This window comes from Pararoseomonas baculiformis, from assembly GCF_017813395.1.
Lineage (GTDB): Bacteria > Pseudomonadota > Alphaproteobacteria > Acetobacterales > Acetobacteraceae > Roseomonas > Roseomonas baculiformis.
Genome location: NZ_JAGIZB010000014.1, coordinates 116,028 through 126,582 on the forward strand (window position 1 = coordinate 116,028; position 10,555 = coordinate 126,582).

General features: G+C 72.4%; 13 protein-coding genes and 1 pseudogene. 8 read left to right on the plus strand and 6 right to left on the minus strand.

Annotated elements, in window-relative coordinates; all coding sequences use genetic code 11:
• Positions 1-17 precede the first annotated feature (17 nt).
• The 4 genes from J8J14_RS15540 to J8J14_RS15555 all read right to left on the minus strand — a co-directional run bounded on the left by J8J14_RS15540 (position 18) and on the right by J8J14_RS15555 (position 2,784).
• Complete coding sequence (locus J8J14_RS15540) at positions 18-581, minus strand: DUF4337 domain-containing protein (protein WP_209380447.1); 564 nt, start codon at positions 579-581, stop codon at positions 18-20.
• Between the two features lie 77 nt (positions 582-658).
• Positions 659-1,600, minus strand: coding sequence for a homocysteine S-methyltransferase family protein (locus tag J8J14_RS15545; RefSeq protein WP_209380448.1), 942 nt, complete (start codon positions 1,598-1,600; stop codon positions 659-661).
• Between the two features lie 124 nt (positions 1,601-1,724).
• Positions 1,725-2,153: an alternative ribosome rescue aminoacyl-tRNA hydrolase ArfB gene (arfB, locus tag J8J14_RS15550; RefSeq protein ID WP_342452457.1), complete on the minus strand. Its 429-nt coding sequence runs from the start codon at positions 2,151-2,153 to the stop codon at positions 1,725-1,727.
• A gap of 1 nt (position 2,154) precedes the next feature.
• Positions 2,155-2,784, minus strand: a complete 630-nt coding sequence (locus tag J8J14_RS15555; RefSeq protein ID WP_209380450.1) for an MSMEG_1061 family FMN-dependent PPOX-type flavoprotein — start codon at positions 2,782-2,784, stop codon at positions 2,155-2,157.
• Between the two features lie 360 nt (positions 2,785-3,144).
• On the opposite strand from J8J14_RS15555, the gene J8J14_RS15560 reads away from it, so the two are divergent.
• From J8J14_RS15560 to ruvB, 4 genes are all read left to right on the plus strand, one after another.
• A complete protein-coding gene (locus J8J14_RS15560; protein WP_209380451.1) occupies positions 3,145-3,894 on the plus strand; it encodes a YebC/PmpR family DNA-binding transcriptional regulator in 750 nt (249 codons plus the stop codon).
• Positions 3,895-3,929: 35 nt separating this feature from the next.
• A complete protein-coding gene (gene ruvC / locus J8J14_RS15565; protein WP_209380452.1) occupies positions 3,930-4,469 on the plus strand; it encodes a crossover junction endodeoxyribonuclease RuvC in 540 nt (179 codons plus the stop codon).
• Entirely contained in the window at positions 4,466-5,074 is a 609-nt protein-coding gene (gene ruvA / locus J8J14_RS15570) for a Holliday junction branch migration protein RuvA (RefSeq protein ID WP_209380453.1), read from the plus strand. The genes ruvC and ruvA overlap by 4 nt, the downstream gene beginning before the upstream one ends.
• A gap of 70 nt (positions 5,075-5,144) precedes the next feature.
• Positions 5,145-6,185 (plus strand): Holliday junction branch migration DNA helicase RuvB, encoded by a 1,041-nt coding sequence (ruvB, locus tag J8J14_RS15575; protein ID WP_209380454.1) that lies wholly within the window; start codon positions 5,145-5,147, stop codon positions 6,183-6,185.
• Between the two features lie 41 nt (positions 6,186-6,226).
• Here ruvB and J8J14_RS15580 read toward each other — a convergent pair whose 3' ends face one another.
• Complete coding sequence (locus J8J14_RS15580) at positions 6,227-6,862, minus strand: hypothetical protein (RefSeq protein WP_209380455.1); 636 nt, start codon at positions 6,860-6,862, stop codon at positions 6,227-6,229.
• Positions 6,863-7,359: 497 nt separating this feature from the next.
• On the minus strand, positions 7,360-8,016 hold the full coding sequence (locus tag J8J14_RS25460) for a hypothetical protein (RefSeq protein ID WP_209380456.1): 657 nt from the start codon (positions 8,014-8,016) through the stop codon (positions 7,360-7,362).
• A gap of 252 nt (positions 8,017-8,268) precedes the next feature.
• Here J8J14_RS25460 and J8J14_RS15590 point away from each other — a divergent pair, with 252 nt between their 5' ends.
• From J8J14_RS15590 to J8J14_RS15605, 4 genes and pseudogenes are all read left to right on the plus strand, one after another.
• Positions 8,269-8,700, plus strand: a complete 432-nt coding sequence (locus J8J14_RS15590; protein ID WP_209380457.1) for a YbgC/FadM family acyl-CoA thioesterase — start codon at positions 8,269-8,271, stop codon at positions 8,698-8,700.
• A 174-nt stretch (positions 8,701-8,874) separates the two neighbouring features.
• A complete protein-coding gene (tolQ, locus tag J8J14_RS15595) occupies positions 8,875-9,651 on the plus strand; it encodes a protein TolQ (RefSeq protein WP_245215825.1) in 777 nt (258 codons plus the stop codon).
• Positions 9,652-9,709: 58 nt separating this feature from the next.
• The gene (gene tolR, locus J8J14_RS15600; protein ID WP_209380466.1) at positions 9,710-10,147 is read left to right on the plus strand and encodes a protein TolR; all 438 of its coding nucleotides are present in this window, start codon (positions 9,710-9,712) and stop codon (positions 10,145-10,147) included.
• A gap of 6 nt (positions 10,148-10,153) precedes the next feature.
• Positions 10,154-10,555: pseudogene (locus J8J14_RS15605) on the plus strand (hypothetical protein); the annotation flags it as partial.

A 10,555-nucleotide genomic window follows, 5' to 3' on the forward strand; every position in this document is an offset into this window, starting at 1 on the left:
CCCGGGCAGCGGCGACGCTAGAAGTGGATCAGCTCGGGCGCGAAGAAGCCGAGCCCGGCGAGCGCGACCCCGACCAGCCCCAGCACCGCGCCACCCACGGCCAGCAGCGGCACGCCCGTGACGATGCTGGCCGAGGCGACCACGATGGCCACCTGGAAGGCCGCCGACCCGTATTCATGCATGTGATAGGCCGCCATGGAGCGATCGCGGATCCGCTCGGCCGCCCGTGCCCGCTCGGCCAGTTCCTTGCGGCCCTCTCCGGTGGATGGCTCGCTGTCCCACCGCTGGGCGGTGGACATCCAGGCCTGGATCTGGCGAGCCGTGGCGGCGCGGCGGGCCTCGTCTTCGGACTCGGGCGCCAGGGCCAGGTTCTCCGCCGCCGTCCGGACCGTGGTCTGGCGGATCGTGCGCGCCTGGAAGAAGGCCCAGAGATTCGAGGCTTCGACATTGCGGGAGAGCGCCTCGGTCTGTGCGCTCTTTGCCCCGGTTTCCGCGATGGCGAGGCAGAGGGCCAGCACGGCGATCAGCAGCGCCACCCTCTTGTTCTCGCCGGAATGCTCGACATGCCCGTGCCCGGCCATGGATAGATCTCCGCCCCAAGTTTGCGGGGGCGGGATGCCATGTTGCTCCCGGTTCTGTGAAGGGGCCGTTCGTCCGGTCAGGCCGGGAGCCAGGCCTCGCAGATCGCGCGGACATGCCGGTGGTCCGTTCCACAGCAGCCGCCGAGAAGGCGGAGCCTGGGCAGGCGGTCGCGGAGTGCGCGGTAACGGCGGGCGAGGTCCTCGGGGTCTCCAATGTCCAGACTGTCCGATTCGTCCAGTTCCGCATGGCTCTTGGCCGAGGCATTCGCGCGGATGCCCCGGATTCGCTCCATCCAGGGCTCCCCGGGTTCCAGCGCGAGCTCGAAATGCGTCGGGTGGGCGCAGTTGATCAGGTAGTAGGCGGGGCTGGCCCCCGTTTCGGCATCCACCGTCGCGATCGCGTCCCGCAGGCTCGTGCCGTCCACGAGCCGCCCATCCGTCTCGACCGTGAAGGAGATGCTGCAGGGCATGCCCTGGGCCGCGGCGGCGCGCGCGATCCCGGCGGCCTCGTCGGTGCCGGTCAGGGTGAAGGCGCCGACCATGTCGGCATCCGCTTCCGCGAAGGCGGCGATCTGCGGGGCATGGTACCGCTCCGCCTCCTCTATCCCGCTCCGGCCCGCCTTGTAGCCGTCCCCGCGCGGCCCGATCGCGCCGCTGACCACAAGCGGGGCGCCGGGCGTTTCCCATGTCTCGCGCAGGGCGATCAGCTCTCGGACGGCAGCCATGTTGATGCGCCGCAGGCCCGCGGCATCATAGCCGAGCTTGGCGCCCCAGTCGGGATTGGCGCGCCAGGTCGGCGTGTCCAGGACGAAGCCGAGCCCCTTTTCCCGGGCGATCCGGAGATAGGGCTCCAGATAGCCCCGGAGCTGCCGGCGGCCCTCCTCCGTCTCCAGCAGCACGAAGGCGGCGAATTCGGGAAGCTCCAGCCCTTCATGGAAGATGAGGGTGGTTTCCAGCCCCCCATCCGTGAGGAAGGTTTCGCCGCCGAGCTGCGGCAGGCTGTCGCGGTACCTTGCCATGGGGCACTCCCGTCCTGCTCCGCCACGGAAGGTGGAGCGGCGGGGGGCAGCCTAACGCAGGGAACACGGCAAAGCAGTGGGATCGAAACGGAGTGTTCCCCACTGCGGCACCGGGTGGCCCGAGCTAGTCGTCCCGAACCCTGGCCCGCCCCTGCTTGACCCCGGAACGGACCCCCTTCGCCGTCAGCCGCCTCTCCTTGCTGGCACGCGTCGGGCGGGTGGGCCGGCGCACCGGGGGAGGTGGCGCGGCCGCCTCCTGCAGGAGGGCCAGGAGGCGGGCCCGCGCCGCCTCCCGGTTCCTGTCCTGGGTCCGATGCTCGCGGGAGGTGAGGATGAGCACGCCATCCTCGGTCATTCGCCGCCCGGCCAGTTCGCGCAGCCGCGCCAGCACGCGCTCCGGCATCTCCGGCACGCGGGCCGTATCGAGCCGGAGCTGCACGGCGGTGGCGACCTTGTTGACGTTCTGCCCGCCCGGGCCGGAGGCGGCGATGAAGCTTTCCTCCATTGCGTCGGCGGGGATCGTCAGGCGGCGGGAGACCTGGAGCGGCTCCACCTCAATACAGGTTCTCGGCGCAATAGGGCGCCGTGACCTGGTCATAGGTCTCGGCGGCATAGGCGCCCTTGGTGTGCTCGGCGATCAGCTCGCCGCCCGTGGGCGCACCTTGCGGCTTCTCGCGCCCCGACCAGACCCCGGCGCGGAGAAGCGCGCGGGGGCATTGCATGAAGACTTCGGTGACGGAGACCAGCATCACCGTGGCCGGCTGGATGCGGCCCATCGTCAGGCGCTCGCGCAGCGCCGGGTCGGTGGTCAGGCGGGCATGGCCATGGACCCGGAGCGTCTCGCCCATCCCCGGCACGAGGAAGAGCAGGGCCACCCGCGGGTCGTCCAGCACGTCGCGCAGCGCATCCAACCGGTTGTTCCCGCGGCGGTCGGGCAGGGCGAGGGTTTTCTCGTCCAGCAGGACCACGAAGCCCGGCGTGTCGCCGCGCGGGGTGGCGTGGGGGCCGCGCCGCCCGATGGTGCTGAGCACGCAGAAGGGCGAATTGGCGATGAAAGCGGCGCTGCGGCCCTCGATCCGGTCCGTGGCCTTGGCCAGCACGGTGGGCGAGGGGGCGGGGTAGAGCGCCGCCAGCGCCTCATGCGTCGTGATGTCGTGGGGATACGGGGCGGGGTTGGCGTCCATGGCGGAATCCTTACACCGGGCCGGGCCCGGGAGTCTGCCGCCGGTTTCGCCCCGCCGCATGGCGGGAAGGCATGGTCGGGCCGCCGGAGCCCCGCGCGGATGACTGGCACGGGGGGAACTGGCCCCGGGCCGATGGGCGCCGGAGGACGGCCCGCGACCGAGCCGTGGCCCGCCCCTGACGGGCCGGGTGGCGCGGGGCCAGCCCGCCCACTATGATCAACCCTCCCAGCCCCGCCGCGCGGGCCGCCCTTCCCTCCGTGGGGCCTGGCCCCGGCGGGCCGGCGCGCGGCGCGAGGCCCCCTTCCGGGCGGGCTTGGCCGCCGGCGCGCCGCCGCGCGAGAAGGAACAGGAAAGCCGACCATGGCCGGCCATTCGCATGCCAAGAACGTGGCCCATCGCAAGGCCCAGCAGAGCGCCAAGCGCTCCCAGGCCTGGGGCAAGCTCATCCGCGAGGTGACCGTGGCCGCCAAGTCCGGCCTTCCGGACCCCGCCCACAACCCCCGCCTGCGCGCCGCGGTGAAGGCCGCGCTGGTGGCCAACATGCCGCGCGACACGGTGGAGCGCGCCATCAAGCGCGTGGCCCAGGGCACCGACACCGAGAATTACGACGAGGTCCGCTACGAGGGTTACGGCCCGAATGGCGTGGCGATCATCGTCGAGGCGCTGACCGACAACCGCAACCGCACCGCGTCCGACCTGCGCTCCATGTTCTCCAAGAATGGCGGGGCGATGGGCGAGAGCAACTCGGTGGCCTTCCAGTTCGAGCGCGAGGGGGTGGTGCGCTACCCGCCTTCCGCCGGCGATGCCGACACGGTGCTGGAAGCGGCCATCGAGGCCGGCGCCCAGGACGTTGAGAGCGACGAGGACGGCCATGCCATCCGCACCGCGATCGAGGATCTCTTCGCCGTGCGCGAGGCCCTGGAGGCGAAGCTCGGCCCGGCCGAAAGCGCCAAGCTGGAATGGCGCCCCAACGCCACCGTGCCGCTGGACGAGGAGGCCGCGCGGGGCGTGCTGAAGCTGGTCGAGTCGCTCGACGACCATGACGACGTGCAGTCCGTCTACGCCAATTTCGATGTGCCGGACGACGTGCTCGACCGGCTGATGGCTTGACCCCGCCCGATCGCGGAGCGGCGGAGCCGCGCGGCATGGATCGCCCCGGCGGCTCCGTCCGGATCCTCGGGCTCGATCCCGGTCTCCAGCACACGGGCTGGGGGCTGGTGGAAAGCGCCGGGTCCCGGCTGCGGCATCTTGCCGATGGGGTGGTGAGCACCAAGGCCGACCTGCCGCTGGCGGACAGGCTCTGCATCATCCACCGCGCCCTGACCGAGCTGATCGAGCTGCACCGGCCCGACGAGGCGGCGGTGGAGCACACCTATGTCAACAAGAACCCGGGCGCCGCGCTGAAGCTGGGCCAGGCGCGCGGCGTGGTGCTGCTGGCGCCGGCCATGCTGGGCGTCGTGGTGGCCGAATACCAGGCGATGGAGATCAAGCGCGCCGTGGTCGGCACAGGCCATGCGGACAAGGTGCAGGTGCAGGACATGGTGCGGCGCCTGCTGCCCGGCGCGATGATCCGCCGGGCGGATGCGGCGGATGCGCTGGCCATCGCCATCTGCCACGCCAATCACCGGTCCACACGCAACGCGCTCGCCCGCGCCTACCAGACCGGGGGCTATCAGAGCGCATGATCGGCAAGCTGACGGGCCGCCTGGATTCCGTGCATGAGGGCGGCTGTATCCTGGACGTGAACGGGGTGGGCTATCTCGTTGCCGCCTCATCCCGCGCCGTCTCGGCCCTGCCGCAGGATGGCAAGGGCACGATGTGGATCGAGACGGTGGTGCGCGAGGACGCCATCACCCTCTACGGCTTCGCCGATGCGGCGGAGCGGGACTGGTTCCGGCTGCTGACGGGCATTCAGGGCGTGGGGCCGAAGGTGGCGCTGGGCCTGCTCTCGGCGCTTTCCCCCCGCGATCTGGCCGCGGCGATCATGGCCGGGGACAAGGGCAGCCTAACCCGCGCGCCCGGCGTCGGGCCGAAGCTGGCGGTGCGCCTTCTTTCGGAACTGCGGGAGAAGGTGGGCGGCATGCCCACGGGCGATGCGGGCTTCATCGTGCCCGCCGCGCCCATGCCCGAGCGCGGTGTGGCGGCCGATGCCGTCTCCGCCCTGCTCAACCTGGGCTGGCGCCGCCCGGAAGCGGCGTCCGTCGTCGCCCGGGTGCAGGAGCGGCTGGGGGAGGAGGCGGATCTGAACACGCTGATCCGCGAAAGCCTGAAGGAGATGGCGCCGCGCTGATCCCCGCCCTGGCAAGGGGCGCGGCGCGGAGGGCGGCGACAGGGGCGGGCGATCACGCTACGTTCCCCTGATGAGCATGGATCGCATCACCGCCGGAAGCCGGCAGGAGGAGGACGCGGCGGAAGCGACGCTGCGTCCCCAGACCCTCGCCGATTTCACGGGCCAGCCGGCCCTGCGGGAAAACCTCTCCGTCTTTGTGCAGGCCGCGCGGGCGCGCGGGGACGCGCTGGACCATGTGCTGCTTTTCGGTCCGCCGGGCCTGGGCAAGACCACCCTGGCGCAGATCGTGGCGCGGGAACTCGGCGTGGGGTTCCGTGCCACCTCGGGCCCCGTGCTGCAGCGCGCGGGCGACCTGGCCGCGATCCTGACGAATCTTCAGCCGCGCGACGTGCTCTTCGTGGACGAAATCCACCGGCTGCAGCCCGCCATCGAGGAAACCCTCTATCCCGCGATGGAGGATTTCCAGCTCGACCTCATCATCGGGGAAGGGCCGGCCGCCCGCACCGTGCGGATCGACCTGCCGCCTTTCACCCTGGTGGGCGCCACCACCCGCGCGGGGTTGCTGGCCACGCCGCTGCGGGACCGCTTCGGCATTCCTCTGCGCCTGCAATTCTACACGGCGGAGGAGCTGGAGCGGATCGTGGCGCGCGGGGCGCAGAAGCTGGGCTTCGTGCTCACCCCGGATGGCGCGCGGGAGATCGCCACGCGCAGCCGCGGCACGCCGCGCATCGCCGGCCGCCTGCTGCGCCGCGTGCGGGATTTCGCGGCGGTGGCGGGGCGGGACGCGGACCGCGCCCTGGCGGATTCGGCGCTTCAGCGGCTGGAGGTGGACCGGCTGGGGCTGGATGCGATGGACCGGCGCTATCTGCGGCGCCTGGCCGACCATCACGGGGGCGGGCCGGTGGGGGTGGAAACCCTGGCCGCGGCGCTGGCCGAGAGCCGGGACACGCTGGAGGAGGTGATCGAACCCTTCCTCATCCAGGAGGGGCTGATCCTGCGCACCCAGCGCGGCCGCGTGCTGGGACTGCCCGGCTGGAAGCATCTGGGCATGACGCCGCCCCGGAACGCCCTGGCCGCCCAGGGCGACCTGCTGGAAGACCCGGGGGCCTGAAACGGAAACCGGCGGGAGGAAGCCTCCCGCCGGCGTTGGGCTTACCGGTTGTGGCCCGGCGCCTGGGCGGAACGCCCCGGCCCCGCCGCGCCCGAGGCACCAGGCGCGGGACGGGCCGCGCTGCCCGAGGAGTTGGAGCTGCTGTTCCCGCTCGGCCCCGAGGCCGAGGCGCTGGCGCCCGGGCCGCTCGAATGGGTCGAGGTGGAGCTGCCACCCGTGCCGAGGGTGCTGGCACTGGTGCCACCCTGGGTGGAGCTGCCGCCCGTGCCCAGCGTGCTGGCGGAAACTCCGCTGCCGGCATTCGCCGTGCCCGCCGTCCCGGCGGTGCTGGAGGAAGAGCCGGTGCCGCTGCCCGAGGTGGTGCCGCCCGTGCCGATGGTGGAGCTGCTTTCCGCGCGCCGCATGCCCGTGCTGCCATCCGGCAGGCGGCCAGCGGCCTTGGCGCTGCTCTCGGTGGTGCCGGTGGCACCCGTGCTGCCGGCCGCAGCGCCCGTGCCCGTGGTGGTGGTGCTCTCGGCGCGGCGCAGGCCGGTGCTGCCATCCGGGAACCGGCACGCGGCCTGGGCGCGGGATTCGGTGGTGCCGCCGGCCGAGGTCTGGGCCTGCGCCGCGCCCGCGATCAGCGGGGCGGCCAGCAGGGCGGCGGCCGTGGCCATCAGCGTGGTGCGAAGGGGCATCTGGCGTTCCTTTCCTGATGTGTCGTGTCGATGGAGGCGCTCAGCGCGTCCGCGGTTGGTCCGGAACCACGCAGCCCGAACGGGAATGGCTCTGCGCCCAGCTTCCGTTTCCGCCGGGCATGGTGGTCACGGACCCACCCCCTGGGCTGATCTGGACGCTGGTTCCGCCCGGCCCGGCGGTCGCGCTGCCGCTGAGGCCCCCGGCGCCCATGGTGACCCCGGTGCCGCTCTGGGCACCCGGCGGCACGGCGCACTCGCCCGAACTGGATGACGACGAGGAAGAGGACGAGGACGAGCTTGCGGAGGCGCTGCTGTTCGGCCCGGTGGCGGAGGCGCTGCTGCTGCTCTGCGCCCAGGCCGCGGCCGGCAGGAGAAACCCTGCGAGGAGCAGGATCCCGAGGCTGCTTCCAAGGCTGGTCCGGTTCATGTCCTGCATGTGGGCTCCCCCTGGCGCGGTAGGGCCGGGCCGCGCATGCGCGGCCCGGCCCGTCACGGACTTAGCGGTTGTTGCCGCGGTTGCCGTTGTCGCGGTTGTGGCCGGGTGCATTGCCCGAGTTACCCGGCATGCTGCCGGCCGAGGAACCGCCCGTGCCCATGGAGGAGGCGGACTGGCCGCCGCCGGCGGAGCTGCCGCCCGCGCCCATGGTGGAGGCAGAGCCCGAGCCGCTGCGCGAACCCGAGCCGGCTGCGGAGCCGCCGGTGCCGAGCGTGCTGCTGGAGGTGCCACCGCCGGCCGAGCTGCCGCCCATGCCCATGGTGGAGGAGGAGCCGGAACCCGTGCCCGAGCCGGCCGCGGAGCCACCGGTGCCGAGCGAGGTGCTGGACTGCCCGCCGCCCGCCGTGGCGCCGCCGAGGCCCAGGGTGGAGGCGGAGCCGGACCCCGTGCCGGAGCCGGAAGAGGAGCCGCCGGTGCCGAGCGAGGTGCTGGACTGACCGCCGCCCGCCGAGGTGCCGCCGAGGCCCAGGGTGGAGGCGGAGCCGGAGCCCGTGCCGGAGCCGGCGGAGGAGCCGCCCGTCCCGAGGGTGGTGCTGGAGGTGCCGCCGCCGGCGGTGCTGCCACCCATGCCAAGGGTGGAGCTGGACTGCGCATAGGCACCCAGAGCCGTCCCAGCAACGAGCGCGAGCGTCAGACCAGCCTTCTTCATCATCGACATGCGTTGTCTCCCTTTATGGCGGAGCGGCCAGTCGGCCCCTCCGCTGGAATACCAACGCGGCGAGCCAGCATTCTTTGAGGCAGAATTTGGGCTCCCGGTAACGATGTCAGGAGGCTTTCCGCTGTTGCGGAAATGGCACGGTGGAGGCTCGTTCAGGCCCTGGCACCGTCCTCATGGTGGGATGCAGACCTGCAACACATCGGCGCGTCGCCCCCTGGCGGCGATGGGTGATCGGCGCTAGGCCCCGCGCCCATGCCCGTCCACCGATACCCTATCCGCGTGTATTTCGAGGACACCGATGCGGGCGGCGTTGCCTATCACGCCAACTATCTGCGGTGGGCCGAGCGTGCCCGGACGGAATCCTTGCGCGACATAGGCTTGCCGCATCACCTTTTGATGGAACGTCACGCTTCGTTGCTTGTGGTGCGGCGCATCGAAGTGGCGTATCTGCGCCCCGCGCGACTGGATGACCTGGTGTTCATCGAGAGCCGGGTCATCAAGGCAGGGTCAGCGTCGGTGGATGTCGGGCAGGACGTGGTGGCGGAGGACGGCACCGTGCTGGCGCGGCTGAAGGTGGGGCTGGTCTGCGTCTCGCAGGAAAGCCTGCGTCCCGTTCCGTTGCCCGAGCCCTGGCGCTCGGCGCTGCGGCCGGACGCGGCGGCCGGGGCGGAAGCCGGGGGCTGAGCGCATCGTGGCGGCGGGGTGGCAGGGCTGCCCCGGTGCCGCCAGCGGCGCGGCCCAGCCTCCGCCGGGAGAAATTCGCCCGGAAGGGCAGGGGCATCCGGAAACGGGTGCGGGGGTGCGCCGCGAGGCGCTTGGGGATGGATCGCCCGGGCGGGGATGGCCTGGCGCGAGAGCATGAGGAGACCGCCCATGGGTGGTGGCACGACGGGTGGCGTGACGGCGCAGAACCTTGCCGCGGCAGGGCATGACCTTTCGCTCTGGGGGCTCTTCCTCCAGGCGGACTGGGTCGTGAAGGCCGTGATGATCGGGCTGTTGCTGGCCAGCGTCTGGGTCTGGGCGATCGTTTTCGAGAAGTGGAACACCATGCGCCGCGTGAACCGCGCGGCGGATGCGTTCGAGGACAAGTTCTGGTCCGGCGGAAGCCTTGAGGACCTCTACCGGACCGAGGGCGAGCGCCCCAGCCACCCGATGGCGGCCGTCTTCGGCGCGGGGATGCGGGAATGGACGCGCGCGGCCGATCTGGGCCTGACGGGCGCCCCCGCCCTGACGGGCATGAAGGAGCGCGCCGAGCGCGCCATGAACGTGGCCATCAACCGCGAGGCTGATGGGCTGGAGAAGTGGATGACCTTCCTGGCCTCGGTCGGCTCGGTCGGGCCCTTCATCGGCCTCTTCGGCACGGTCTGGGGCATCATGAACTCCTTCTCCGCGATCGCGGGGATGAACAACACGAACCTCGCCGTGGTGGCGCCGGGCATCGCGGAGGCGCTGTTCGCCACCGCCATCGGCCTTGTGGCGGCCATCCCGGCCGTGCTCGCCTACAACAAGATCAACACCGACATCGCCCGCTTCACCGGCCGGCTTGAGGGCTTCTCGGCCGAGTTCGGCGCCATCCTCTCCCGCCAGGCGGACGAGGCGCCGGTGCCTCAGCCGCGCCAGCCGGCCCAGGTCTGAGCCCGTGGCCGCTTCCCTGCAGCCGGGCGGCCGGGGCGCCGGGCGCCGCCGCCGGCCCATGGCCGAGATCAACGTCACCCCGCTGGTGGACGTGATGCTCGTGCTGCTCATCATCTTCATGGTGGCGGCACCGCTGATGACGGTGGGTGTGCCGGTGGACCTGCCCAAGACCCAGGCTGCGGCCCTGAACCAGGAGCAGGAGCCGCTGACCATCACCGTGAACCCGGAGGGGCGGATCTTCCTGCAGGAGACGGAGGTGCAGGCCGAGAACCTCGTGCCGCAGCTCCAGGCCATCATGCAGAACCAGCCCCAGGGCCAGCCGGAGCGGCGCATCTTCGTGCGCGGCGACCGCAGCATCGCCTACGGGCGGATCATGGAGGTGATGGGCATCGTCTCCTCCGCCGGCTTCTCGCGCGTGGCGTTGCTGGCCGAGCAGCCGGCGGGCCAGCCCGCGCGCGGCCCCGCGCCCGCCCGCCAGGGCGCGCCGCAGCGGTAGGGCCAGATGGCGGCGATCGCAGGCATCAACGGGACCACGGAGGACCGCCTCCGTCCCTGGCTCATCGCTTCCCTGGCGCTGCACGCGCTGGTGGGGCTGATGATGCTCATCGACATGCCCGGGCGCGACATCCCGGAGCCGCTGGAGACGGCGGTTCCCGTGGAGATCGTGACGCCGGAGGCGCCGCAGCTCGCCCAGGCGCCGGAGCCCCTGCCGTTGCCCGCGCCCCCGGCGCCGGACGCGCCGGCCCTGCCGACGCCCACCCCGACCCCGCCCGAGCGGCCGCGCAACGAGCCGCCGACGCCGCTGCCGCCGCCCCCGCCTCCCAATCCGGCCGCGGCGCCGATGCCGGCCCCGCCCACGCCCGTGCCGCCCGCGCCGACCCAGGCGCTGCCGACGCCGCCCGCC

What these genes read in the sequence shown, in the direction of transcription:
- J8J14_RS15580 (WP_209380455.1), bottom strand. Translation starts at nt 6,862, where the DNA reads ATGCCCCTTCGCACCACGCTGATGGCCACGGCCGCCGCCCTGCTGGCC.
- J8J14_RS15555 (WP_209380450.1), bottom strand. Translation starts at nt 2,784, where the DNA reads ATGGACGCCAACCCCGCCCCGTATCCCCACGACATCACGACGCATGAG.
- tolQ (WP_245215825.1), top strand. Translation starts at nt 8,875, where the DNA reads ATGAGGAGACCGCCCATGGGTGGTGGCACGACGGGTGGCGTGACGGCG.
- J8J14_RS15545 (WP_209380448.1), bottom strand. Translation starts at nt 1,600, where the DNA reads ATGGCAAGGTACCGCGACAGCCTGCCGCAGCTCGGCGGCGAAACCTTC.
- J8J14_RS15590 (WP_209380457.1), top strand. Translation starts at nt 8,269, where the DNA reads ATGCCCGTCCACCGATACCCTATCCGCGTGTATTTCGAGGACACCGAT.
- ruvA (WP_209380453.1), top strand. Translation starts at nt 4,466, where the DNA reads ATGATCGGCAAGCTGACGGGCCGCCTGGATTCCGTGCATGAGGGCGGC.
- ruvC (WP_209380452.1), top strand. Translation starts at nt 3,930, where the DNA reads ATGGATCGCCCCGGCGGCTCCGTCCGGATCCTCGGGCTCGATCCCGGT.
- J8J14_RS15560 (WP_209380451.1), top strand. Translation starts at nt 3,145, where the DNA reads ATGGCCGGCCATTCGCATGCCAAGAACGTGGCCCATCGCAAGGCCCAG.
- J8J14_RS15540 (WP_209380447.1), bottom strand. Translation starts at nt 581, where the DNA reads ATGGCCGGGCACGGGCATGTCGAGCATTCCGGCGAGAACAAGAGGGTG.
- J8J14_RS25460 (WP_209380456.1), bottom strand. Translation starts at nt 8,016, where the DNA reads ATGTCGATGATGAAGAAGGCTGGTCTGACGCTCGCGCTCGTTGCTGGG.
- tolR (WP_209380466.1), top strand. Translation starts at nt 9,710, where the DNA reads ATGGCCGAGATCAACGTCACCCCGCTGGTGGACGTGATGCTCGTGCTG.
- ruvB (WP_209380454.1), top strand. Translation starts at nt 5,145, where the DNA reads ATGAGCATGGATCGCATCACCGCCGGAAGCCGGCAGGAGGAGGACGCG.